Here is a 25,773-nt window from a genome sequence, read left to right on the forward strand (position 1 = left end):
TCTTAACAATTAATCCAGTTAAAGGAGGCATTCTTGATGAATGTATTAGTAGTCGGACGTGGAGGGCGTGAGCATAGCATTGTCATGAAACTTGCTGAAAGTGAGCGAATTGAAAATCTATATGCAGCACCAGGAAATGGTGGTATGAGTGCTCAGGCAAAAATGATTGCCATTGATGAGATGGACATCGAGGGTTTGGTTAGATTTGCTAAGGAAGCAGCAATTGATCTTACAATTATTGGGCCAGAAGCTCCACTTAATGCAGGTATTGCTAATCGTTTTCATGAAGCTGGATTAGCAGTTTTTGCCCCAACAAAGGAAGCTGCATTATTAGAAGGAAGCAAACGCTTTGCTAAAGAGATTATGGAGAAATATGAGATTCCTACAGCAGCCTATGAGACTTTTACTGACGTGGAAGAAGCAAAAGTATATATTGAAGAAAAAGGTGCACCAATTGTAATTAAGGCAGACGGGCTTGCAGCAGGAAAAGGAGTTGTCGTAGCTGAAACGAAAGAGGATGCTTTTCAGGCAGTTGATGACATGCTCGTGTCAAAAGCCTTTGATAGTGCAGGTGCAACAATTGTAATTGAGGAGTTCTTAGATGGTAAAGAATTTTCGTTAATGGCTTTTGTTCATGAAAACAAGGTGTACCCTATGGTAACAGCAAGAGACCATAAACGTGCATTTGATAATGATGCTGGCCCGAATACAGGCGGGATGGGAGCATTTGCACCAGTCCCAGATGTAACGGCAGCACATTTAAGTTTTGCAATGGAAAATATTTTACAAAAAACTGTTAATGGAATGATTGAGGAGGGACGTCCCTTCACTGGAATCCTTTACGCAGGGCTAATCATGACCGAGGGTGGTCCAAAGGTGATTGAATTTAATACGAGATTCGGTGACCCAGAAACACAGGTAGTACTTCCATTATTAAAAAATGATTTGCTCCAAGTTTTCCTGGATGTATTAGCAGGCAAAGATCCTCAATTAACGTGGGAGGACCAAACTTGTGTTGGGGTTGTCTTAGCATCAAATGGGTATCCAGGTGCATATAATAAAGCAAGATTAATCCCTTCATTTAATACTCCGGATAACGAATTCATTGTGCATGCAGGTACAATACGCGATGGAGAAGCACTTGTTTCGGATGGCGGTCGTGTCCTCTTAGCAGGTGCAAAGGATACAACGCTAGCAGGCGCATCAAGTGCTGTTTACAATGTGCTAGAATCGGCAAGTGACATGAGTGACTTCTTTTACCGAAAAGATATTGGCAAAGCGTAAGAAAACGACTTATAAGGGCGATCGAATTTCCCTTATAAGTTGTTTTTTTATAAAGCGCATAGCTTATTTGTTTGCTGCAATTTAGAGAAACTGCGGTCTAGTTGCGATGTGAATTTCGGGATAAGACAGTTGCGCAACTTAGGGCGAAAAAGGCTTCGGTAGAGTTAACAGTTACGTTAGAAAACCTACCTTTATTTTTGAGAAGTACTCTGCCCATTGCGAAGATGAATAGAGATTTTAGAGCGATCGTAATTCCTATATCGATGGATTTTTACCATTCCCAGCGGAGTGTATTTTCGGAGCGACTGGCCCAGTAGCATTTGATATCTTAAGTTCACAATTTACATCATCTGCTAACTAATACCCATCTCAAGCTAAATAAAGTGCTGCTTTATGTTGAAAAAACGTTATTATTTCTACATTAACTTTACAACACTAAAGTGGAGAATTATGATAAGATTAATCTATATTATTATATTGGAGAGTTGATTGTATGTCAGCAAATGAATATAATTGGAGAAATCGAGAGCTTCGGCATCATGTGAAAGTAGTAGACGGAATCGAGGAGCCTACCCTTATTTTAAAAAATGGCACATACTTAAATATGTTTACAAAACAATGGTTAAAAGCAAATATCTGGATTTATAATGATCGCATTGTTTATGTTGGTGACGTACTTCCACAGAAAATAGAAACAGCTGAAGTCGTTGATTGTAATGGGAAGTTTCTTGTTCCGGGCTATATTGAGCCACATTCCCATCCATTTCAGTTAAGCAATCCAGAGCAATTAGCAAGTCACGCTGCTAAATTTGGAACAACAACATTGATTAATGACAATCTAATGTGGCATTTTTTATTAGATGAAAAGAAAGCGTTTTCTTTGATTGATGAATTTAAAAAAATCCCTTCATCTATGTATTGGTGGGCGCGGTTTGATTCACAGACTGCACTGCAGGATGAAGAAGCTTTATTTAATACAGAGAATGTATTAGCTTGGATCGATCATCCAGCGGTAGTTCAAGGAGGAGAATTGACCAGTTGGCCTAGTTTGCTAGCAGGGAATGAACGATTATTGTACTGGATGCAAGAAACGGCGAAACGGAGAAAACCAATTGAAGGACATTTTCCAGGTGCATCTGAGAAGACATTAACGAAAATGAAGCTTTTGGGAGTGGTTGCGGATCATGAATCGATGACGGGGGAAGACGTGCTGAAACGCTTAGAACTTGGCTATCATGTTGCATTACGTCATTCTTCTATTCGGCCTGATTTGCCAATGTTAATTGAGCAATTGCTGGAATTGAATGTAACATCATTTGATAACTTATCCTTTACAACTGATGGACCTACCCCAGAATTTATTGAAAACGGCTTGATTAATCGCTGCATTGAAATTGCTATTGACAAAGGGATTCCGATAGAAGAAGCATATAGCATGGCGAGCTATAATCCTGCAAGACATGTTAATCTGGATGAACAGGTTGGCAGTATTGCACCGGGAAGGACCGCTCATATTAATATTCTGGATACAAAGGAAAATCCACTACCTGAAAGTGTGTTGGCTAAAGGGAATTGGATTGTTAGAGAAGGTAAGACTCAAGTACTTCCAACTATTATTAATTGGAAGAAGTACGGAATTGGCCCTAATAATTACAATTGGGATCTATATGAAAATGACTTGCAATTTTCAATGCCAATGGGGCTGGAGATGGTAAATAATGTGATTGTAAAGCCATATACGATTGAAGCGGATGTTTCTGCTGATACGCTATCAAATTCCATTAAAGATTCCTTTCTATTGTTAATCGATAAGAACGGTAAATGGCGTGTAAATACTACTATCCAAGGGTTTACAAATAAATTAGGTGCATTAGCGACATCTTTTTCCGCCTCAGGAGATATTATTTTTATTGGAAAATGTAAGCAGGACATTCTGCTAGCTTGGGAACGTTTGAAAGCAATTGGCGGGGGAATTGTTATCGTCCATAATGATGAAATATTAGTTGAATTACCACTGGCGCTTGCAGGGATGATGTCAGAGAAATCTATGGATGAACTTATCAAGCAAGAAAAGCAACTGAAAACCGTTTTAAAGGAATTTGGCTATCATTATAATGATCCAATCTATAGTCTGCTCTTTTTGTCAGCAACACATTTGCCATATGTTCGAATTACTCAACAAGGTATTATCGATGTGATGGAAGGAGAAGTCCTCTTCCCAGCTACGATGAGATAGCATATAATAGGAAAAGCGAAAGCGCCCGTTTGAGCTGTGTACGGACTGCGCCCCGCAGTTTGGGGTGGTTCGACGTGTCGAACATTCCTTCGTAGGAGATAAAGGAAACATGTCCCTGCACTTTAGGGGTACGACGACGTTGGCGAAGCCTGCTTTTAGTCGGCCTTCTTTGGTACCAGAATCGATGTTGACTTTCACCACAAGGGTATAAGTGCGACTAAGCCTCATGTGTAACCAATCGGCAAGTCTTCTTTATCGTGTCATGAGATGAAGGAAGTCTCGCTAGGAGCACGGGCGCTGTGAGCTGGATAATAGGAAAGGAAATTATACTTATGAGAAGCTAAAAGGCTTCACACTGCATAAGTATAATAATGGTTATCACCTCAATGATTTGTGACAACCGAGTTTACTAAAGAGGTGTTGAGAGTATGAGGAAATACTTAGCCATTGTCCTGCTTCTTTGTTGTTTATTAGTTGCATGTAACAATGGAGAGAAACAGGGGAAGAGCGATGTAGAAAAGGATCATAGTAAAAATGGTCAAGACAGTACAGAACAGGTTGAATCACCACTACCAGAGGATTCAGCTAATCTCTATCCATTATCGGGAATAAGTACGGATGAAGCTGTCAATCAGCGAATTGTTGGCGTAATGGTGAACAATCACCAATCAGCTAGACCACAAACAGGTTTATCGCAAGCAGATATCGTCTTTGAAATTCTTGCTGAGGGAATGATTACACGGTTTCTCGCATTTTATCAAAGTGAAATGCCAGACACTATTGGACCAGTGCGCAGTGCAAGAGAGTATTATGTTGAATTAGCGAATGGTTATGACGCATTATATATGTACCATGGTGCAGCGGATTTTATTAATGAGCTCATTGTAAACAAAGGAATTGAATTTCTAAATGGTTCCACCTATGATAATGATGGGAGACTATTTAAACGAGATACTACGCGCAAAGCGCCCCATAATTCCTATTTACTTGTTGATGGAATCGATAAAATAGCGGAGAGTAAAGGCTACAAGTTAACGGACGATAGCAAACCATTAGAATATTTAACTCGCAATCAAATTACGGAGCTCTCCGGTGAACCAGCAAATCATGTGGAAATCGTTTATTCTGCCAAGCCAATGGAAATTGTCGAATTCGAATACGATGTATCAAGCGAAACGTATAGGCGATATAATGACCGGGAACAGACAGTGGAGCGGGAAACAGGAGAGCCAATTCAGGTGGATAATGTCTTTATTGTTGAAGCATATCACGAAGTCATTGATGATGCAGGTCGGCGCTCAATCGATTTTAAGTCTGGTGGGAATGCCTATTTACTCCAAAAAGGCAAACAGCAAAAAGTACAATGGGAAAATCGTGATGGAAGAATCGTACCCGTATTGAATAATCAACTTATTGGCTTCGTTCCAGGAAAGACGTGGATAAATGTTGTCCCGACTAATCCAGGTATACAGCAATCAATTACAATATCAAACTAGTTCAAATTTGGAGGGTTTTGCATTGCAAATAGATAAACTACGTGGAGAACAATTGGATCAATTGTTTGATGCCGTTTTATCGTTGGAGAATCGCGAAGAATGCTATCAATTTTTTGATGATATTGCAACGATGGCAGAAATTCATGCATTATCACAACGCCTACAGGTTGCGAGAATGTTAACAGAAGGACATACGTATAACGAAATTGAAAAAGAAACAAAAGCATCCACCGCAACAATCTCACGTGTTCGACGCTGCATTAATTTCGGAAGTGATGGCTATGGAATGGTGCTTGAGCGAATTAATAAAGATGAGGAAGAATAGTATTAAGGCGTAAACATAGATAAAAGTAATTGGCACTGGTGCTAATTACAAAAATAAGTCCGCATGAAATTGAGGTTTTTCAACAAATTTCATGCGGATTATTCATTTTTAAAAGAGTTCCATCCTGCACTAAATTGGAAAATGCGAAATAATCAAAAAAACAGCTGATATATTCCAAACAAGCGATATACCGATGAATTTGGCCGATATCAACGTTTCCCTCTCTACATTAAATATCATAAGAAATAACCCTTTTAAAAAGATTCACCTTCCAGCTAAATTTCACCCCAGATTTTTGGTATAATATATAAATGGATAAAGACAATGGAGGACTTCCCTTTTGATTACTATGATGCGAGAATGGAAACACATATTTAAACTTGATCCGGCGAAGGATATTTCGGATGAACACTTGGACTTAATTTGCAGTTCAGGTACAGATGCCATTATGATTGGTGGTACGGATAATGTTACACTTGATGGCGTAGAGGATTTATTGCTGCGGATTAAACAAAAGCATGTTTTAGTCTGTATTCTTGAAGTATCAACGATGGAAGCTATTATTCCTGGGTTTGATGCATATTACATTCCAATGGTATTAAATTCGAAAGAAAAATCGTGGATGATGGACATCCAGCATCAGGGGATAAAAGAATATATTGATTTTCTGGATTATACGGAGCTTATTTTCGAAGGGTATTGTATCTTAAATGAAAATGCAAAAGCGTTTAAATATACGAATAGTAAATTACCTGATATAGAAGATGTTAGAGCTTATGCCTATATGGCGGAGCATGTTTTCCATTTGCCGATTTTTTACGTTGAGTATAGCGGCAAATATGGAGACGTTGAAGTAGTGAAGCAAGCAAAGGGACAATTAGAAAGTACGCTGCTTTTCTATGGTGGTGGCATTAAAAATAGTCATCATGCAAAAGAAATGAAAGAGCATGCGGATGTGATTATTGTTGGCAATCATCTTTATGACAATATCGATGAAGCATTAGAAACAGTAGCAGCAGTAAAAGTTAAATGATTTAAGGCGGTGTAATGATGAGTCAATCAATTCATGACTTAATAGATGGTTTAAATAAAGAACAGCAAGAAGCGGTAAAGCATACGGAAGGCCCATTGCTGATTATGGCTGGGGCTGGCAGTGGAAAAACGAGAGTACTAACACATCGCATTGCATATTTAATGCGAGAAAAAGAGGTTTCTCCACGTAATATTCTAGCAATTACATTTACGAATAAAGCAGCACGGGAAATGCGTGAACGTGTAAAGAAACTAGTTGGTCCCGAGGGCGATAACATGTGGGTATCCACCTTCCACTCCATGTGTGTAAGGATTTTAAGAAGGGATATCGATCGGATTGGCATCAATCGTAATTTCACAATTCTTGACAGCGGGGATCAATTATCCGTTGTAAAGCAAGTGTTAAAGAATCTGAATATAGATCCGAAGAAATTTGATCCACGGGCAATGCTTGGACAAATTAGTTCAGCGAAAAATGAATTGATTACCCCTGAAGAATACAGCAAAAATGCAGGTAATTTCTATGATCGACAAATCTCACAAATTTACGAGGCATATCAAAAGATTTTAAACAAAAATCAGTCACTTGATTTCGATGATTTGATCATGCAAACCATCCATTTATTTAAACGAATTCCAGAAGTGCTCGAGTATTACCAACGTCGTTTTCAATATATTCATGTGGATGAGTATCAAGATACGAACCACGCACAATATTTCCTAGTCAAGCAGCTTGCAAGTCGTTACCAGAATTTATGTGTTGTTGGTGATTCGGACCAATCGATTTATCGCTGGCGCGGCGCGGATATTGCGAATATCCTTTCATTTGAAAAGGATTATCCTGCAGCGAAAACAGTATTCCTGGAACAAAATTATCGTTCAACAAAATCAATCCTATCTGCAGCTAATAAAGTCATTACAAATAATGCTGGACGAAAGCCGAAGAATCTCTGGACAGAGAATCCAGATGGGAAGAAGCTGAATTATTTCCAAGGAATGACGGAACAGGAAGAAGCTTTATTTGTAACCGAGAAGATACAGGAATTGACAAGAAATGAAGGCTATTCACCAGGTGATGTTGCGATTTTATACCGTACAAATGCACAGTCTCGTGCAATTGAGGCGGCATTTATGAAATCGAATATCGGCTATCAAATGGTCGGCGGGCATAAGTTCTATGATCGGAAAGAAATTAAGGATTTAACATCATATTTACGCCTAATCACGAATCCAGATGATGATATTAGTTTTGTTCGAGTTGTTAATGAGCCGAAAAGAGGAATTGGAAAAACATCGATTGAGCGCCTGCAAGCTTATGCCGCCGATAATGACCTTTCTTTATATCAAGCGGTTCAAGAAGTAGACTTCTCTGGCGTTTCAGCCCGGGCTGCAAATGCATTAGCGGAATTTGGCAATTTAATTAAAACCCTGAGTCAGCAACAAGAGTTCTTAACGGCAACTGAAATGGTTGAAGCTGTTTTAGAACGGACTGGCTATGAAGAAATGCTGAAGAATGAACAAACAATTGAATCCCAAAGTCGATTGGAGAACTTGGAAGAGTTTATGACGGTAACACAGGATTTCGAGAAAACTAGTGAAGAAGATAAAACACTAGTAGCTTTCTTAACAGACCTAGCATTAATTGCAGATATTGACCGTGTCGATGAAGAGGACCCTGAAAACGGAGAGAAAATAACATTAATGACCTTACATGCTGCGAAGGGGCTGGAATTCCCTGTAGTATTCTTAATCGGGATGGAGGAAAATGTTTTCCCCCATAGCCGTTCGATTATGGATGAAGAGGAAATGGCGGAAGAACGCAGACTTGCTTACGTTGGAATAACAAGAGCGGAGAAGGAACTTTACTTAACTCATGCAAAAATGCGAACACTATTCGGTAGAACGAATATGAATCCGGTCAGCCGTTTTATTAATGAAATTCCTAAAGAACTTATCGAAGGGATGGAAGAAGCAAAACAATCAATGTTCAGCAGAGGCTTTGCTTCTGGGACGCAAGAACGACCAACTCCATTGAGACGAAAAGCAGAACGGATGCAGCAAACAACAGGAGCAGAAAGTAAGTCCTGGAGTCCCGGAGATAAGGCGGCACATAAAAAATGGGGTGTCGGAACGGTTGTGAAGGTTCAAGGTGAAGGTGAAGGAATGGAATTGGATGTTGCTTTCCCAGCACCAGTAGGAATCAAACGACTACTCGCTAAATTCGCTCCAATTACGAAACAATAGGAAGTGACAGTTTTGGATAAACAACAAGCACAAGACCAAATTAATGCGTTGAAAGAAGTTTTGAATCAATATGGCTATGAATATTATGTTCTCGATAGTCCTAGTGTTCCGGATTCGGTTTATGATGAAAAATTACGTGAACTCAGGGATTTAGAAGCTGAGTTTCCAGAGTTTTTAACAGATGATTCACCGACACAACGAATAGGTGGAGCTCCACTTGATGCGTTTAAGAAAGTACAACATAATATTCCGATGATGAGCTTAGGGAATGCTTTTAATGAAGAGGATCTACGAGATTTTGTACGACGAGCCTCTCAAGGTACTGACGAGCCCGTAAGCTTCGTATGTGAACTTAAAATTGATGGACTTGCTGTTTCATTAACTTATGAAAATGGAAAATTTGTTCGAGGCGCAACACGTGGCGACGGAACAACAGGAGAAGATATTACTTCCAATTTGCGAACGATTCGCAGCATCCCACTATCGATAAAATTGAATGAGACGCTTGAAGTTCGCGGAGAAGCATATATGCCGCATCAATCATTTCTCTCATTAAATGAAAGCAGACTTGCCAATGAAGAAGAACCGTTTGCAAATCCGAGAAATGCTGCAGCTGGCAGTCTCCGTCAATTAGATCCGAAGATTGCCGCCGAGCGAAATTTAGATGTTTTCTTATATGGTGTTGGTGAATGGAATACGAGCACGATTACAACCCATAGTGAGCGTCTAGAAAAACTGAAGGAACTTGGGTTCAAGACCAACTCTGAATGGAAGAAGTGCTCAAATATTGAAGAGATTCTTGAATTCATTGAATATTGGACGACAGAACGCCCCAATCTTTCCTATGAAATCGATGGTATCGTTATTAAAGTAGATAATCTGGAACAACAGGAAGCGTTAGGCTTCACAGCGAAAAGTCCGCGTTGGGCAATTGCATATAAGTTTCCAGCTGAAGAGGCAATTACTACACTAGTGGACATCGAATTAAGCGTCGGCAGAACTGGGGTGATTACTCCTACCGCAATTCTAGAGCCTGTTAAAATTGCTGGGTCAACGGTTGGACGTGCCTCCCTGCATAATGAAGATTTAATTCGTGAGCAGGATATTCGGATTGGTGATACGGTTGTGATTAAGAAGGCTGGCGACATTATCCCGAAAGTTGTTCGTGCAGTAGTTGAGAAACGAACTGGTGAGGAAAAAGAATTCGAAATGCCAAATGAATGTCCAGCATGTGGCAGCGAGGTCGTTCGCCTTGAAGGGGAAGTAGCAATCCGTTGTATCAATCCTAATTGCCCTGCACAATTAATGGAAGGCCTGATTCATTTCTCTTCTAGAAATGCAATGAATATCGATGGATTAGGCGAAAAAGTAGTCATCCAGCTTTTCCAAGAGAAATTAATCCATACAATTGCTGATTTGTACCGGTTGGATCGCGAGGAGCTCCTAAGACTAGAGCGAATGGGTGAGAAGTCGGTCGATAATTTACTTCGGGCAATTGAAACGTCGAAGGAAAACTCACTAGAGAAGCTGCTATTTGGTTTAGGAATACGCTTCATTGGAGCAAAGGCTGCGAAGACACTAGCAACGGAATTCGAGACAATGGAAAAGCTGCAACGGGCAACATTTGATGAGCTTGTTGCAGTTGATGAAATCGGTGAGAAAATGGCCGATTCCGTTGTACAGTATTTTTCAGAAGAAAAAGTAATTGATCTATTAGCTGAATTAGCAGCACTTAATCTTAATATGGAATATAAAGGTCCAAAAAAAGCCGAGCAAGGTAGTGATTCTATCTTTGCAGGAAAGACGGTTGTACTAACAGGTAAGATGGAAACGTACACTCGTAATGAAGCGAAGGAATTAATTGAATCAATGGGTGGATCGGTTACAGGAAGTGTAAGCAAGAAGACAGATATTCTTGTTGCAGGGGAAGATGCCGGTTCTAAGTACGATAAAGCAAAGAAATTGGAAATTACGATTTGGGATGAACAACAGCTGAAAGAAGCAATCGAAGGGTGAGGAGTGTTATTCCCATGAAAAAAATTAGTATCGGTCTATTATGTGCGCTCCTATTGCTTACAAGTTGCGCACCTAATAGCCAAAGTGATGAAGAAGAACTATTAAGTAAGGGCGATCAGGAAACAAAAACATCAATCGTTCCAAGCTACCGTTTAGGGGATGACAACTATCGAATCATTATTCCCTATGAACCGAGTGAAGCTAGGGGCGTTATCGTCAACCAGATTGTCAATCGACTGGATATTGACGAAATGGAAGAAGGATTGCGACGCCATTCCACGGAAGTATTCGACCCAAAGGAATTATATTTCCAAGAAGGGCAATATTTAACGTCGGATATGGTTTATGAATGGCTTGGAAGAGGCTTGACAAAGGAACAAATAGAAGAACAGGTACAAGCGGAAATAGCGAGACTTGAAAAGGCAAAAATGACGGTTAATGAGGAAAAAATTAGAGCGGAGATCGGAAACGGATTAAATCCGCCTTTCGAAGAAGTTCCTGAGGGTGCTGATCAGGAAGAAAAGATAAAGCTAAATCGAGAAAGCCCACGTTATTTATCACATATCTTAGAACAGAATTACTTAAAACGTAACGAAGATAATACGGTTCAGCTTGCCGGTATTTCAATTGGATTAGCATTAAAATCAGTTTATCGATTTCAAACGGAAACTGGTGGACCATATTACTACGAAGATATTCCACTCGATGAAGCATTGAAGCAAGGGAATGAAATTGCCGGGCAGATTTTAGAAAGAATTCGCGGTATGGAAGGATTAGAAAATATCCCGATAATGTTTGCCTTATACCGGGAAGAGGATCAATCGTCACCAGTGCCAGGAAATTTCGTTGCAAAAACGAATGTTGCTGGGGGTGCCACAACTATCGGAGATTGGGATAATATTACAGAAGAATATATTTTATTCCCATCATCAGAAGGAGAAAAGAAATACATTGATGACCATGAGATTGTTACTAGCTTTGGAAATGAAATCGCGAAATTTTTCCCGAACTATGTAGGAGTTATCGGCCAAGGATTTTATATTAATAAAGAACTACAAGAGCTATCAATTGAAATCCCAATAGAATTTTACGGAGAATCAGAGGTCATTGGATTTACTCAGTATGCGTATGGTCTCGTTCAAGATATGTTTCCGAATTACTATGATATTGAAATAAATGTAACGTCGATTAATGGAAATGAAAGCTTGATCTATCGCGATGCTGGGGAAGATACTCCCACTGTCCATATTTTCCATTAGACTCCAGGATAAGAAATCTTAAAATCTCAATACAGAAAATGCCTTACTATAGTCGGGGTAAGAATTACCTGAAATCATGAAACAAAATTAGAAAAATTTCTTTAAAAAATATTCCAAAATTAGAAATTCACCATTTATTAAGAGGATTTTACTCTAAAAAGTGGTGAATTTTCCTATTTGAGGAAAATCGGCAAACTTTATTAGTTGATAATCACCTCTTTTATATGTGATTTTCCCAATATGAATTTTCAGAATCCATGGTATAATAAAACTATAAATATCAGAGGTGGAAAATTTTAGGAAAACGATAGGGTGGGTATTTTGATAGAAATTGGATCTTTTATAAAACTACAACGTACCAAACAGGAAAAGACATTGGGAGAGCTTGCTGATGGTGTTGTTTCCGTATCCTATTTATCTAAAATCGAAAACTTGAAAACACAAGCAAGTCCTGAGATTATTAAAATGCTATGCGACCGACTTGGTATCCAAGTTGATAACCGTGAAGAAGAATTGATAAAAGAAAAGCTTAATGATTGGTACAGCATGCTTTTCGAGGTTAATAACAAGGAAGATATCATCATAGCATATGAAGAAATTCAAGAGATGTTAGACCGAAACCTATCAGAAAACCTGTTATTATTCGAGATTCATAAGATTCGCTATTTCCTAATACTAGGTGATTATGATGAAGCTGCAAAGAAAATCAATGAATTAAAAGGATTATCGAATAACTTTGATAGTTTACAGCAGTTTTATTGGTTTAAGTTTCGGGGAAACTTCTATACCCTAAAAGATGGAGACTATAATCAGAGTATCAAAATGTATAATGTAGCAGAAGAAAGAATAAGTCATATTGATATTTCTGAAGATGAAATAGCAGACCTCCATTATATTATTTCAGTTACTCATAGTAAATTGCGAAATACGTTGGAAGCAATTGAATACGCAAATAAAGCGTTGAATATTTATATGAAATTATATAACTTTCTTCGTTGTGCACAATGTCATAACATATTGGGTATCTCATATCGACGAATTAAGATGTATGATAAGGCGATTAAAAATTATAATTTAGCGTTGCATTTAGGCAAGCTGAATAATAATGGACAGCTTATTCAACTGACGAATCAAAACTTGGGTCATCTATATTCAGTAAAAGGGGACTCTAACGAAGCAATTAAGTACTATCTGGAAATTATAAATAATATTGAGGTACAACCGGGAGACAAATTAGCTTCTATTGCCTCATTAGTAAAAGAATATTATATTATTGGAAACTATGAAGAAACTAGAAAAAGTGTTGATTATGGATTAGCGCTTATGAAGGAACTCTCAAATATTGAACCATACAAACTCTTCTACTATGTGATACATACATATAATTTTTTACTAAATGAGGAGTTTGAGAGTTTCGAGAGATTGGTTATTGAAGAATTTTTGCCATATCTGAAGAAGAATAAGGATTTCGCTAGTTTAGCTACCCATGTAAAATTATTAGCTGAACAATATGAGAAGCAACATAAATATAAGGCTGCAACAAAATATTTTAAAGAGGCCAATTTTGCCTATGAGCAAATTACTAATATATAAATTATGTTAGGGGGGATAGCATGAAAAAGCTACTAGTAGGATTAACATTTGGAGCACTACTATTGACTGGATTCGCATTCGCTGATAATTCAGCAAATGACCTAGCATTTGAAGTAGAACCAAGCATTCTATCTGTACAAAAAACAGCTTAACAATTATTTACCCTATTACACAGTGATGAATCTGCCTGAAACGGTTTGGAACCCGTTTCAGGTGTTTTTTTGTTATTTGGACTAATTTTTCCCGCTGAAGCATCGAGATTATTTGCCTTGAAGTGACTATCTTTGCTATTATCAATAGTGGTATAATGATATAATGAGCAAATAATGTATTACCGATATAAATTACGATTTGGAGGTATCATCGCGTGGCAGAAATTACAAAAGAACAAGTAGAGCATGTAGCACATCTGGCAAGGCTTGCCGTTACAGAAGAAGAGGTTGAGCATCTAGCAGAAGACTTACGAGCAATTATTGATTATGCAGAACAGTTGAATGAACTGGACACGGAAGGTATTGAGCCTACAACGCACGTTCTTGACTTGAAAAATATAATGCGTAAAGATGAAGCAAAAGAGTGGATCACACAAGGAGATGCGCTAAGAAATGCTCCTGATCATAAAGATGGTCAATTCCGCGTACCATCAATCATGGCAGATAACTAAGGATCAAACCTTTCTATCTGTAAGGGTGCGCAGGCGAAGCTATTGTCATAGGTTTCTATGCAGTAGCAAGTTTTCAAAGAATAAGGAGGTAACACTAGATGTCACTATTTGACCATACAATTAAAGAATTAGAAGCAATGCTACATAATAAAGAAATTACGGTGCAGGATCTTGTTGAGGAATCCTATCAAAGGATTGAGGAAGTTGACGGACAGGTTCATGCATTTTTAACATTGGATAAAGAAAATGCATTAGCAAAAGCGAAGGTGCTTGATGAGCATCCAGACGCTACTGCTAAATTATTTGGTATCCCAAGTGGAATAAAGGATAATATCATGACAAAAGGACTTCGTACAACATGTGCCAGTCAGTTTCTTGATAATTTCAATGACCCACTTTATGATGCAACCGTTGTGGAAAAGTTAAATAATGAACAAACGATTGCAGTTGGAAAATTAAACATGGATGAATTTGCAATGGGTTCTTCTAATGAGAATTCAAGCTATGATGCGACAAGAAACCCATGGAATACCGATTATGTTCCAGGTGGTTCTAGTGGTGGTTCTGCAGCGGCAGTTGCTGCGGGAGAAGTACTGTTTTCTTTAGGATCTGATACTGGTGGTTCGATCCGTCAGCCTGCAGCATTTTGTGGGGTAGTAGGGATGAAGCCGACATATGGCCGTGTATCACGTTTTGGTTTAGTTGCGTTTGCATCATCACTTGACCAGGTTGGACCAATTACACGTACAGTTGAAGACAATGCACGTGTATTAGAAGTAATTGCAGGGGCTGACAAGATGGATTCAACAAGTGTGGATCTAGATGTTCCTGCATATACTGAGGCATTAACCGGTGATGTGAAAGGACTTAAAATTGCCGTGCCAAAAGAGTATCTTGCTGAAGGTGTAGCACCAGAAGTTAGAGAATCCGTTTTAGAAGCATTAAAAGTATACGAGTCATTAGGTGCAACATGGGAAGAGGTTTCCATTCCACATTCGAAATATGCGGTTGCAGCATACTATTTAATTTCATCTTCGGAAGCATCTGCAAACCTCGCACGATTTGATGGTGTGCGCTACGGTGTGCGCTCGGAAAATGCTGACAATATGATTGATATGTTCAAGAAATCCCGCAGCGAAGGCTTTGGACCAGAAGTAAAACGCCGTATTATGCTTGGAACATTTGCACTAAGCTCTGGATATTATGATGCTTACTATAAAAAAGCACAGCAAGTACGGACATTAATAAAAAATGATTTTGATAAAATCTTTGAAGAATATGATGTTATTATTGGACCAACTTCACCAACAACTGCATTTAAGGTTGGCGAGAAGATTGATGATCCGTTAACAATGTACGCAGATGATATTTTAACAGTTCCAGTTAACCTTGCAGGTGTACCAGGTATTTCCATTCCTTGTGGATTCTCTCCAGAAGGATTACCAATCGGGCTGCAAATCATCGGCAAGCATTTTGATGAAAGTACAGTATACCGTACTGCACATGCATTTGAACAAGCAACAGACTATCATACAAAACGACCTCAACTAGGAGGTGCCAACTAATGAATTTTGAAACAATTATTGGACTAGAGGTACACGTAGAATTAAAAACAAAATCAAAAATTTTCAGTCCGAGTGTGAATGAATTCGGATCTGACCCAAATACGAATGTAAACCCAATTGATCTTGGATACCCAGGGACACTTCCGGTGCTAAATGAAGAAGCGGTAAACTTTGCAATGAAGGCGGCAATGGCACTGAACTGTGAGATTGCAACGAACACAAAATTTGACCGTAAAAACTATTTCTATCCAGATAATCCGAAAGCATATCAAATCTCTCAATTTGATCAGCCAATTGGTGAGAATGGCTGGATTGAAATCGAAGTAAATGGCAAGAAAAAACGAATTGGGATTACTCGTCTTCATTTAGAAGAGGATGCTGGTAAACTAACACATGGTGATGATGGTTATTCCTATGTTGACTTTAACCGACAAGGTACACCATTAATCGAGATTGTGTCTGAACCAGATATGCGCTCACCAGAAGAAGCATATGCATATTTAGAAAAGCTGAAAAACATTATTCAATATACTGGTGTTTCTGATGTAAAAATGCAGGAAGGTTCATTAAGATGTGATGCTAATATTTCGCTTCGCCCAATTGGCCAAGAGAAATTCGGTACAAAAGCAGAATTAAAAAACTTGAACTCCTTCTCATTTGTACAAAAAGGACTTGAGTTTGAAGAGAAGCGCCAAGAAAAGGTTTTATTATCAGGTGGCGAAATTTTACAAGAAACACGCCGTTATGATGAAAAAACAAAAGAAACGATTCTAATGCGCGTGAAGGAAGGGTCAGACGATTATCGTTACTTCCCTGAACCAGACCTTGTTCCACTTTATATTGATGAAGCATGGAAAGAACGCGTTCGCAGTGAAATTCCAGAGCTTCCTGATGCACGTAAACAACGTTATGTTGCGGACCTTGGATTATCTGAATATGATGCAGAAGTATTGACAAGCACAAAGCAAATGTCTGACTTCTTTGAAGAAGCGGTTGACCATGGTGCAGATGTAAAACAAGCATCGAACTGGCTAATGGGAGAAGTTTCTGCTTATATGAACAAGCATTTGAAGGAATTAAACGAGCTAGCGATTACGCCAGAAGCCTTAGCGAAAATGATTCAACTAATTGAAGATGGTACGATTTCATCGAAAATCGCTAAGAAGGTCTTCGCAGAGCTAGTTGAAAATGGTGGAGATCCGGAACAAATCGTGAAGGAAAAAGGTCTTGTTCAAATTTCTGACCCAGCACAACTCCAAGAAATTGTGAATAAAATCTTAGATGAAAATGAACAATCGATCATTGACTTTAAGGCTGGTAAAGGAAAAGCGCTTGGCTTCCTAGTCGGGCAAATTATGAAGGCTACAAAGGGACAAGCAAATCCACCAATGGTTAATAAAATATTAGGTGAAGAAATTAAAAAGCGATAGAAAAGACGTACTAGACTACAATTACCAATGTGATTGTAGTCTAGGCTTTTCAAAAGCATTCATAAACATTATGATGATAGGTAATGAATAATATACTATATACCGTTTGTTTGGAATGATCATGGGAGGAAATGGTAATGAAAAAGGCTCGAATCATTTACAATCCAACATCTGGACGTGAAGCAATAAAAAAAGAGTTGCCTACGATTCTAGAGAAGCTTGAGATTGCTGGATATGAAGCATCAGCTCACTCTACAGTTGGAGAGGGCGATGCTGCAAGTGCTGCTAAGATTGCAGTCGAACGAGAATATGACCTTGTTATTGCTGCAGGTGGAGATGGAACGATTAATGAGGTAATCCACGGTATGGCTGAACAGGATTATCGTCCTAAACTCGGAATTATTCCAGTTGGTACGACGAATGACTTTGCTAGGGCACTGCATATTCCACGTGATATCATGAAAGCTGTCGATATTATTTTAGAAGGAAACTCAATGTTATTAGATGTTGGTAAAGTAAATGATCAGCACTTTATCAATATTGCCGGTGGGGGCAGACTTACGGAATTATCATACGATGTCCCGATTAAATTGAAGACCATGCTTGGACAACTGGCTTATTATGTGAAGGGCATTGAAATGCTCCCATCCCTAAAGCCAGCCCGTGCTCGAATCGAGTATGATGGAAATGTGATTGATGAAGATATTATGCTATTTTTAGTATCTAATTCTAATTCTGTCGGTGGGTTTGAGAAGCTTGCACCAGGTGCAAAGCTAAACGATGGCTACTTCGATTTACTTATCTTACGGGAAACAAATCTTGCGGAGTTTATTCGCATTGCAACTCTCGCACTGCGTGGGGCACATTTGGATAATAAAAATCTTATCTACGCTCAAGCAAAGCATATTAAAGTAATACCAGAAGAAAAAATGCAATTAAATATTGATGGTGAATATGGTGGATTGCTGCCAGGGGAATTTATCAATTTGCAACAGCATATCGAATTTATTGTGCCACCGGAATATTTGGAGAAGGAAGACTAAGGAAAAATTTAGTCTTCCTTTATTTTTTTGGAGAGTAAATTTATATACTTACTAAGTATATATAATGGATTTCTCTCAAGCCCCTCGCTCCAGAAATACACAGAGCGCACGGGGCTGGCTAGCCTTCTTCCGCTGGGGATATGGCTGAACTAGAGGCACAAGAATTTCTTACCCACTAAATATCGTCGTTTATTTAAGCGAAGGAATGAAAACTGTTGGCGCTTTACATCAATACTCATTATCATTTGTTACACAACAGAAAAGAGGAAGTATAAAACCATCTCACCATATAAATGCAACAAATGTATCAACTTAAGAAATTGTGACATCGAAGCTTTCCTGTAAGCCGAGTAACTGCGGTCCGAATCATTTAGAAAATAGCCTTATTAAAAATCAACAAAAAAGAGATAAACCCATTTAGGATTTATCTCTAATAAATGTATTATTTACTTACTGGCCTCTTCCAAAGTCCAAGAATAATTGCTGCAACAACCGTACCGATCACAAGTGCTAATAGGAACATTAATGCATGGTCTGCTAATGCAACAACGAAAATTCCACCATGTGGTGCCGGGATTGCTGTATCCCAGAACTGTGTCAACCCACCTGCAACAGCGGCGCCAATTACGGATGAAACAATAATACGCAGTGGATCAGCAGCCGCGAATGGAATAGCTCCTTCTGTGATGAAAGAAAGTCCCATGACATAGTTTGTTAATCCTGATTTATGTTCTGCTTCTGTAAATTTATTTCTAAATAGAGTAGAAGCAAGTGCAATTGCTAGTGGTGGAACCATCCCACCTGCCATAACAGCTGCCATTAAACTACCGTCACCAGTATCTGTGAAAATACCAATTGAGAAAGCATATGCTGCTTTATTGAATGGGCCACCCATATCAATTGCCATCATACCACCTAGAATAACACCGATGATTACAGCATTTCCTGTCCCTAAATTTTGTAAGAAATCGACCATTGCTGTATTAATACCTGAGAATATTGGACCGAAAACGAAATACATCAGTAAACCAGTTAAGAAAAGACCAAGTACTGGATAGATTAAGATTGGTTTCAAACCTTCCAGTGATCTTGGTAAGCCACGGAAAAGGCGTTTAAGTAAGACGACGAGATAACCTGCTAAGAAACCAGCAACTAATCCGCCAAGGAAACCTGCATTACTATTTACGGCAATAAGTCCACCAACCATACCAGGCATTAAACCAGGACGATCTGCTATACTCATTGCTATAAATCCAGCGAAAATAGGAATTAGGAACGTAAATGCGTTGCTTCCGATTGAATTTAAGAAGGTAAAGACTTCACTTTCGCTTCCTAGAATACTTTCAAATAAGAAAGAAATAGCTAGTAAAATACCGCCACCAACAACGAACGGCAGCATATTAGAAATACCGTTCATTAGATCTTTATAAATGGAGCCCCAGACAGAAGTCGACTTTTCCTCTTTATCAGATGACTTCTCATTGCTTTCCCCATGGTAAACGGGAGCATCTTGATTGATTGCTTTTGTAATTAATTCTTCTGTTTTGTTGATTCCATCTGTTACTGGTCGATCTAAAACATGCTTACCAGCAAAACGATTCAATTCTACCTTTTTACTAGCAGCAATAATAACAGCTTCTGCTTTCTCGATTTCTGCTGCCGTTAACGCATGCTTTGCACCCTCTGAACCTTGTGTTTCAACCCGAATATCAACATTCATTTCTGCGGCTTTTTTCTTTAATGCATCCTCTGCCATATAAGTGTGTGCAATCCCAGTTGGGCAAGCAGTCACTGCAACGATGAAAGGTTTTTGCTTTGAGCTATCAGATTCTTGCTTCGCCTCTTGCTCCTGCTCTTTTTCATGCGCATCTTTTTCTTCTTGTGCTTGATTGAAAATCATGTGTACTTCATCAGGAGTACTCGCTTGTTTCAATTTATCTACGAATTCCTTTTCTATTAGCAATCTAGAAAGTGCAGCTAATGTTTGTAAATGGGTATCATTCGCGCCATCTGGAACTGCAATCATGAAAAATAAGTATGCTGGTTGACCATCAAGGGATTCATAATCGACTCCCTTATTACTTTTGGCAAAAAGTACGGTAGGTTTATTTACGGCTTTGTTTTTCGCGTGCGGCATAGCAATCCCGTCGCCAAGACCAGTTGTTGTTTGTGCTTCACGTTTCAGAATTGCTTCTTTAAATATATCGCGGTCATTGATTACGCCATTATCCGCGAGGCTATTTATCATTTCATCTATGACAGGCTCTTTCGTTGTTGCCTCAAGATCCATAATCATAATATCTTTTCTTAATACATCTGTTATTTTCAAGGTTACCATCCTTCTTCTATAGAATATATTTAATAAGCGAACCTTAGAGACGTGTTACTTTAACATTACCAAGTAAGGAAAGGATATCGTCTTTCTTCGCAAGGTCATTTGAAAATGCTGTGGCACTTCCGGAAGCTAGTCCCATTTTAAAGGCAGTTTCGACATCTCTTGTTTTCCGATACTCGCCAATAAATCCAGCAATCATCGAGTCACCTGCACCGACAGAGTTTTTAACCTCTCCTTTAGGGCTGATACCCTGATAAATTGCGTTCTCTGTAAACAGCAATGCACCTTCACCAGCCATTGAAACGATGACGTTTTTCGCTCCTAACTCCAGTAATTGTTTCCCGTAATGGAGAATATCTTCTTTTTTACTGAAGGTTACATTAAATAGTTGCTGCAGTTCTTCTAAATTTGGTTTTACGAGTAAGGGGCCATATGGTAAAACTGATTTCAAAGCATCGCCAGTCGTATCAACTACAAATTCAGCACCAGAGGATATAATCCGTTTGACCAGTTGCTCATAATAATCCTTTGGCAGAGAAGGGGGCATGCTGCCAGATAAAACAATCATATCCTCACTCGATACCTTTTCGACTTTATCTAAAAGTTGAGCTGCCTTTTCCGTAGAAATCATAGGACCTCTTCCATTGATTTCAGTTTCAGAATCTGCTTTCAGTTTAATGTTAATTCTTGTATCTTCTTGCACATTAACGAAATCAGTATTTACGCCATCACGTAATAACCAATTTATAATAAATTCCCCTGTAAATCCGCCGATGAACCCAAATGCGGTTGTATCAGCTTCTAGTTCATGCAGGATACGGGAAACATTAATTCCTTTTCCGCCAGGCAGCTTCAAGTCACTGCTCATATAGTTTAATTCACCAAGCTTCACATCATCTGCATGAACGACATAATCGATCGATGGATTAAGTGTAACTGTGTAGATCATTGCTTCGCCTCCAAAATTTCTGTTTTTTGTCTAAAGAAATCGATATTTCCCTTTGCTTCGTCAGTAATGATTGTCACTTCTTCCAAGTCACATACATTTGCGAAATTTACTTTATTCCATTTACTTTGATCCGCCAACATATATGTAATGGACGCTTGTTTAATTGCTAAGTTTTTTAATGCTGCTTCCTCTGGATCTGGTGTTGTACAGCCAAATTCGCTATCGATTCCATTAATGCCTAAGAAAGCCTTATTAAACCGATAATCTCTTAACTCACTTAAGCTGGTTGGTCCGATGATTGCTTTTGTTGAGGGTTTAATTTTCCCACCAATAAGGTAGGTGGTGATATTTTTATCTGTAAGTAATGAAGCATGTAAAATGCCATTCGTCACAACTGTAATATTCCCGGTTTCAATATAATCAACCATCGTTAAGGTAGTTGTACCGGCTTCGATAAATACGACATCGTTTTCATCAATTAGAGAAGCGGCCAATTTTCCAATGGCTGTTTTTTCTTGAACGTTTTTGGATGATTTTTCGTTATTTGATAACTCATCATCCAGTAGATATAATCGCTTTGCACCACCGTGTACACGTCTAAGCACCCCGTCCTTTTCTAGTTGGGCGAGGTCTCGTCGAATAGTAGATTCTGAGCATTGAAGCGCCGTCATTAATTTCTGCGTTTTTACGATTCCATTTTGTTTTAATTCATCTAATATGAAAGCATATCGTTCTTCTGTTAACATAGCAATCCTCCAAAACAGTATTTTACCATTAAAAACGTTCAAAAACAATCATTGGGTTTAAGGATAGTTTGGTATATTTTGCTGTCATTATACGAGCAACAAAATAATAGAGCATGTTCAGTAAAAAAATTTGAATGCTATTGGAGGAAAACCTAGAGATGTGATCTAGAAATAATTATTGTCAGGATGTTTCTTTATTATTATTGCTTTGATTATTGGGAACGTATGGTCTATAATGTGATTAATAAATGGGGGTGTATATATGAGGGCGAATTTGACAAAGCAGATTAGTATAGAGCAGTTTAAGGATTTTTATTGGTTAAAGGAAGAATTACAATCATTTTGCAGAGAGCATGGAATTAGCGCATCAGGATCTAAAGTAGAGATTTCCGATAGAGTTGAAACCTTTCTTCTAACAGGCAAAATAAACAAGCCTACAAGAAAATCAAGGGGAAATAGAAGGACGGATCAGCGAGTTGAACTAAGTCTTAATACAGTCATTACGGAAAACCATCGTTGCAGTCAAGATGTGAGAGCCTTTTTCAAGACGATCATTCCTAAATTTCATTTTTCTACCTATATTCAAAACTACTTTAAAACTAACATTGGAAAAACGTATCGTGATGTTGTAGCTGCTTGGTATGAAGAGGAAGACCGAAAGAAAGATCCCTCATTTAAGAAAAAAATAGCTCCACAATTTGAGTACAATCAATTTATTCGTGACTATTTTTCTGACTCGAAAAATCAGGGGAAGAGTCGCAGTGAAGCGATTAGTGCCTGGAATTACATCAAGAAACTTCCTGGAAGCAATAAATACAATCCTAATAACTAACCCATTACCTGCTAACCGTTCGTTAATCATTAGAGTTAGCCATCTTCGGACGATCTCAATATTCTGGAGGTGCTAAACTATTAGCAATTGGTAATAAGGATAAAAGGCGATTTCATCGAATCACCTAATTAGGTAATAGATTACTGTGCAATCATTTTCTGGGAGATATTAAATATTAAATCGCCGCGACTGATTACGCCAATAACCCGCCCAGCTTCATTTACAACAGGGAGCTTCTTATAATGGTGCTGCGATAATAGGCGAATGGTCTTTTCAAATTCTTCATCTGGTGACAACTTTAAAATAAAACGTTTCGTCATAATTTTTTTTACAGGTGTATCAAGTTTTTGTTGCAAAACATCTTCAATTGTTTCAGCCTCAAGATACATTGCATTATACAGATCAATTATTTGAAAAGGTTTTGGTGCGAGAAAACGCAGAACATCTCCATCAGAAACCATTCCAACTAAATTGCCCTGATCATCAACTACTGGTAAACCTCCAATTCGATTCTTTACCATAATCTCTAATAAATCTTTTAACGTATCTGTAGCTTTAACGGTATAAACGTTGGTAATCATAATATCACGTGCTTGCATGTTATATCCTCCTTTTTGCAGTTAAGAAAGTTAAACACTTTTCATTGTATAAAGGAAACGGAAGCTATCATCCTAAGGGTTAGTGACAACTAGTCTTCCAACAATTATAAATCTCTTACAGTTCTATTATACTACACCTAAAATTTATGGGGTTACATTTTAGAATGCTAGAAGTTAATAAAAAATGATTTAGCGGTCGGAAATATGGTAAGATAAAAGTCACAAATAATGTACGCAAAAGGAAGATATATATGGCAAAACAAGCAACACCAGTAAAGAAAAACGAAACAATTACCCTTACATTTGAGGATTTAACTCATGAAGGGAATGGCGTTGGAAAAATTAACGGCTATCCCTTATTTGTACCGAATGCTCTACCAGGTGAAAGTGGAACCGTTAAAGTTGTAAAAGCAAATAAAAACTTTGGTTTTGGTAAACTACTCGAGTTGACAAAACGTAGCCCGGAACGGGTGGAGCCAACCTGCCATGTTCATTGTGGTGGTTGTCAGCTGCAGCATATGAGTTATCATTTACAGCTTGAAATGAAACAAAATCAAGTGAAAAATGTAATGAAGAAAGTGGCACACCTTGAGCACGTTCCGGTTCATCCAATTATTGGGATGGAAAGCCCTCTTCATTACCGTAATAAAGTACAGATTCCAGTTGGTGAAAAAAATGGAGAGCTGATTACTGGTTTTTATCAAAAGCGTAGCCATCGTATTCTTGAGAATATGGACACATGCAGTATCCAGGATGAGACGATTAATGCGATTGTACCGGCTGCGAGAGAGGTTGCCAATCGGATCGGGATTAAGGCATATAATGAGGAGAGCCATCGCGGAGAATTACGTCACATTATGGTAAGAAAAGGGTTTGCAACAAATGAAGTTATGGTCGTGTTCGTAACACGTACAGATAAATTAACGAATAAGGAAGTCATAATCAGCGAGTTGACGGAAAAATTCCCTGAGATAAAATCGATTGTGCAAAATGTCAATGATAAGCGCACAAGCGTCATTTTAGGGGAGAAGACCAAAGTATTATGGGGCGAGCAATATATTTACGATAAAATCGGCGATATAACATTTGCTATCTCTGCAAAATCGTTTTATCAGGTAAATCCGGTACAGACGAAGGTACTTTATGATAAAGCATTAGAGTACGCCAAAATCGATAGTAGCGATATAGTTGTTGACGCGTATTGTGGTATTGGCACGATTTCATTATTCCTAGCCCAAAAAGCAAAAAAAGTATATGGCGTTGAAATTGTACCCGAAGCAATTAACGATGCAAAAATGAATGCCAAATTGAATGGCATTGATAATGCTGAATTCTTTGTTGGTGAAGCAGAAAAAGTAATGCCATGGTGGAAAGCTCAAGGATTAAGTCCCGATGTCATTGTCGTAGATCCTCCAAGAAAAGGCTGTGAACCAGACTTCCTGCAGGCGATGATTGAAACGGAGCCTAAGCGGATTGTCTACGTTTCATGCAATCCATCGACGTTAGCGAGAGATCTTAGAATCCTTGAAGATGGAGGATATGAGACGAAGGAAGTGCAGCCAGTGGATATGTTCCCGCAGACTCCTCATGTTGAGGCGGTTTGTTGGTTGGAGCGGAAATTGTCTAACTAAAATTAACATCACCGAACCAAAATAAACATTACCGATTCAGACCCCGATTTCGTGAAAATAAACATTTCCGATTTCAGGGTCTTTTTCATGCCCATCCCTTGTCCTGACTCGGTTTGTCCGTGTTTCCTCTATGCAACATTCTCGGAGAACTTTATTCCAACTTCGAAAAAACGGTGAAAAAACAGGTGGAAAAGCGGCGAAAAACGGGCATTTTTGAACTAAAAAAGTGTGAAAATGGGGGGTTCTTAGGTAAACTTTATTTTAACTGAAACGGTGGAATGCGGGTTTGAGGTGGGGGTTTTCGGAAGAGATTAAAATTGTTGTACATAGTAGAGAAAAGAAATTTAGTTAGGTTTGTAATATTCATCCATAATGTGGGACATAGGAGTTAAGAGGGACAATAAAGAAAAAGGAGAATTAAGAGGAAATATTCTAAATTGGGTTGGCTTTTTTTAATATAGAGTAAAATGGAAAGGGAATCATAGATATTGTAA

At 38.5% G+C, this 25,773-nt stretch carries 20 protein-coding genes; 16 read left to right on the forward strand and 4 right to left on the reverse strand.

What is annotated here, in order from left to right:
• Positions 1-36 precede the first annotated feature (36 nt).
• From purD to CUC15_RS04170, 14 genes are all read left to right on the forward strand, one after another.
• Positions 37-1,284 carry a phosphoribosylamine--glycine ligase gene (purD, locus tag CUC15_RS04110; RefSeq protein ID WP_114915490.1) on the forward strand — a complete coding sequence of 416 codons (1,248 nt, stop codon included), beginning with the start codon at positions 37-39 and terminating at the stop codon, positions 1,282-1,284.
• 493 nt (positions 1,285-1,777) lie between these two features.
• Positions 1,778-3,520: an adenine deaminase C-terminal domain-containing protein gene (locus tag CUC15_RS04115; RefSeq protein WP_114915491.1), complete on the forward strand. Its 1,743-nt coding sequence runs from the start codon at positions 1,778-1,780 to the stop codon at positions 3,518-3,520.
• 428 nt (positions 3,521-3,948) lie between these two features.
• Complete coding sequence (locus CUC15_RS04120; RefSeq protein WP_114915492.1) at positions 3,949-5,016, forward strand: DUF3048 domain-containing protein; 1,068 nt, start codon at positions 3,949-3,951, stop codon at positions 5,014-5,016.
• A 22-nt stretch (positions 5,017-5,038) separates the two neighbouring features.
• Entirely contained in the window at positions 5,039-5,341 is a 303-nt protein-coding gene (locus CUC15_RS04125) for a YerC/YecD family TrpR-related protein (protein WP_114915493.1), read from the forward strand.
• Between the two features lie 349 nt (positions 5,342-5,690).
• Entirely contained in the window at positions 5,691-6,374 is a 684-nt protein-coding gene (gene pcrB / locus CUC15_RS04130; protein WP_423241372.1) for a heptaprenylglyceryl phosphate synthase, read from the forward strand.
• Positions 6,375-6,391: 17 nt separating this feature from the next.
• A complete protein-coding gene (gene pcrA / locus CUC15_RS04135; protein WP_114915494.1) occupies positions 6,392-8,617 on the forward strand; it encodes a DNA helicase PcrA in 2,226 nt (741 codons plus the stop codon).
• A gap of 12 nt (positions 8,618-8,629) precedes the next feature.
• Positions 8,630-10,633 (forward strand): NAD-dependent DNA ligase LigA, encoded by a 2,004-nt coding sequence (gene ligA, locus CUC15_RS04140; RefSeq protein WP_114915495.1) that lies wholly within the window; start codon positions 8,630-8,632, stop codon positions 10,631-10,633.
• Between the two features lie 14 nt (positions 10,634-10,647).
• Positions 10,648-11,892 (forward strand): CamS family sex pheromone protein, encoded by a 1,245-nt coding sequence (locus tag CUC15_RS04145; protein WP_114915496.1) that lies wholly within the window; start codon positions 10,648-10,650, stop codon positions 11,890-11,892.
• 312 nt (positions 11,893-12,204) lie between these two features.
• The gene (locus tag CUC15_RS04150) at positions 12,205-13,485 is read left to right on the forward strand and encodes a helix-turn-helix domain-containing protein (protein WP_341457191.1); all 1,281 of its coding nucleotides are present in this window, start codon (positions 12,205-12,207) and stop codon (positions 13,483-13,485) included.
• A 20-nt stretch (positions 13,486-13,505) separates the two neighbouring features.
• Complete coding sequence (locus tag CUC15_RS20595; RefSeq protein WP_278309198.1) at positions 13,506-13,637, forward strand: hypothetical protein; 132 nt, start codon at positions 13,506-13,508, stop codon at positions 13,635-13,637.
• A gap of 215 nt (positions 13,638-13,852) precedes the next feature.
• Positions 13,853-14,149 (forward strand): Asp-tRNA(Asn)/Glu-tRNA(Gln) amidotransferase subunit GatC, encoded by a 297-nt coding sequence (gene gatC, locus CUC15_RS04155; RefSeq protein WP_114915497.1) that lies wholly within the window; start codon positions 13,853-13,855, stop codon positions 14,147-14,149.
• A gap of 98 nt (positions 14,150-14,247) precedes the next feature.
• The gene (gatA, locus tag CUC15_RS04160) at positions 14,248-15,714 is read left to right on the forward strand and encodes an Asp-tRNA(Asn)/Glu-tRNA(Gln) amidotransferase subunit GatA (protein ID WP_114915498.1); all 1,467 of its coding nucleotides are present in this window, start codon (positions 14,248-14,250) and stop codon (positions 15,712-15,714) included.
• Entirely contained in the window at positions 15,714-17,144 is a 1,431-nt protein-coding gene (gene gatB / locus CUC15_RS04165) for an Asp-tRNA(Asn)/Glu-tRNA(Gln) amidotransferase subunit GatB (RefSeq protein WP_114915499.1), read from the forward strand. The genes gatA and gatB overlap by 1 nt, the downstream gene beginning before the upstream one ends.
• Before the next feature lie 137 nt (positions 17,145-17,281).
• Entirely contained in the window at positions 17,282-18,187 is a 906-nt protein-coding gene (locus tag CUC15_RS04170) for a diacylglycerol kinase (protein WP_114915500.1), read from the forward strand.
• Positions 18,188-18,629: 442 nt separating this feature from the next.
• On the opposite strand, the gene CUC15_RS04175 is transcribed toward CUC15_RS04170, so the two are convergent.
• The 3 genes from CUC15_RS04175 to CUC15_RS04185 are packed head-to-tail and all read right to left on the reverse strand — an operon-like array spanning position 18,630 to position 22,217.
• Entirely contained in the window at positions 18,630-20,516 is a 1,887-nt protein-coding gene (locus CUC15_RS04175; RefSeq protein WP_114915501.1) for a PTS fructose transporter subunit IIABC, read from the reverse strand.
• A gap of 43 nt (positions 20,517-20,559) precedes the next feature.
• The gene (gene pfkB / locus CUC15_RS04180) at positions 20,560-21,471 is read right to left on the reverse strand and encodes a 1-phosphofructokinase (RefSeq protein WP_114915502.1); all 912 of its coding nucleotides are present in this window, start codon (positions 21,469-21,471) and stop codon (positions 20,560-20,562) included.
• Positions 21,468-22,217, reverse strand: coding sequence for a DeoR/GlpR family DNA-binding transcription regulator (locus CUC15_RS04185; protein WP_114915503.1), 750 nt, complete (start codon positions 22,215-22,217; stop codon positions 21,468-21,470). Before CUC15_RS04185 ends, pfkB begins: the two co-directional genes overlap by 4 nt.
• 262 nt (positions 22,218-22,479) lie before the next feature.
• Between CUC15_RS04185 and CUC15_RS04190 the strand changes: the two genes are divergently transcribed.
• Positions 22,480-23,049, forward strand: coding sequence for a DUF6434 domain-containing protein (locus CUC15_RS04190; RefSeq protein ID WP_114915504.1), 570 nt, complete (start codon positions 22,480-22,482; stop codon positions 23,047-23,049).
• Between the two features lie 140 nt (positions 23,050-23,189).
• Here the strand turns inward: CUC15_RS04190 and CUC15_RS04195 are convergent, their stop codons facing one another.
• A complete protein-coding gene (locus CUC15_RS04195) occupies positions 23,190-23,648 on the reverse strand; it encodes a CBS domain-containing protein (protein ID WP_114915505.1) in 459 nt (152 codons plus the stop codon).
• Between the two features lie 251 nt (positions 23,649-23,899).
• On the opposite strand from CUC15_RS04195, the gene rlmD reads away from it, so the two are divergent.
• Positions 23,900-25,279 carry a 23S rRNA (uracil(1939)-C(5))-methyltransferase RlmD gene (rlmD, locus tag CUC15_RS04200; RefSeq protein WP_114915506.1) on the forward strand — a complete coding sequence of 460 codons (1,380 nt, stop codon included), beginning with the start codon at positions 23,900-23,902 and terminating at the stop codon, positions 25,277-25,279.
• The last annotated feature ends 494 nt before the right edge of the window (positions 25,280-25,773 follow it).

It is taken from the genome of Oceanobacillus zhaokaii (genome assembly GCF_003352005.1).
In the GTDB taxonomy this organism is placed as follows: Bacteria; Bacillota; Bacilli; order Bacillales; family Amphibacillaceae; genus Oceanobacillus; species Oceanobacillus zhaokaii.

Bases quoted from the DNA above. Each gene is read 5' to 3' on its own strand.
- purD (WP_114915490.1), top strand. From the start codon at position 37: ATGAATGTATTAGTAGTCGGACGTGGAGGGCGTGAGCATAGCATTGTC.
- CUC15_RS04115 (WP_114915491.1), top strand. From the start codon at position 1,778: ATGTCAGCAAATGAATATAATTGGAGAAATCGAGAGCTTCGGCATCAT.
- CUC15_RS04120 (WP_114915492.1), top strand. From the start codon at position 3,949: ATGAGGAAATACTTAGCCATTGTCCTGCTTCTTTGTTGTTTATTAGTT.
- pcrB (WP_423241372.1), top strand. From the start codon at position 5,691: ATGATGCGAGAATGGAAACACATATTTAAACTTGATCCGGCGAAGGAT.
- pcrA (WP_114915494.1), top strand. From the start codon at position 6,392: ATGAGTCAATCAATTCATGACTTAATAGATGGTTTAAATAAAGAACAG.
- CUC15_RS04145 (WP_114915496.1), top strand. From the start codon at position 10,648: ATGAAAAAAATTAGTATCGGTCTATTATGTGCGCTCCTATTGCTTACA.
- CUC15_RS20595 (WP_278309198.1), top strand. From the start codon at position 13,506: ATGAAAAAGCTACTAGTAGGATTAACATTTGGAGCACTACTATTGACT.
- gatA (WP_114915498.1), top strand. From the start codon at position 14,248: ATGTCACTATTTGACCATACAATTAAAGAATTAGAAGCAATGCTACAT.
- gatB (WP_114915499.1), top strand. From the start codon at position 15,714: ATGAATTTTGAAACAATTATTGGACTAGAGGTACACGTAGAATTAAAA.
- CUC15_RS04170 (WP_114915500.1), top strand. From the start codon at position 17,282: ATGAAAAAGGCTCGAATCATTTACAATCCAACATCTGGACGTGAAGCA.
- pfkB (WP_114915502.1), bottom strand. From the start codon at position 21,471: ATGATCTACACAGTTACACTTAATCCATCGATCGATTATGTCGTTCAT.
- CUC15_RS04185 (WP_114915503.1), bottom strand. From the start codon at position 22,217: ATGTTAACAGAAGAACGATATGCTTTCATATTAGATGAATTAAAACAA.
- CUC15_RS04190 (WP_114915504.1), top strand. From the start codon at position 22,480: ATGAGGGCGAATTTGACAAAGCAGATTAGTATAGAGCAGTTTAAGGAT.
- CUC15_RS04195 (WP_114915505.1), bottom strand. From the start codon at position 23,648: ATGCAAGCACGTGATATTATGATTACCAACGTTTATACCGTTAAAGCT.
- rlmD (WP_114915506.1), top strand. From the start codon at position 23,900: ATGGCAAAACAAGCAACACCAGTAAAGAAAAACGAAACAATTACCCTT.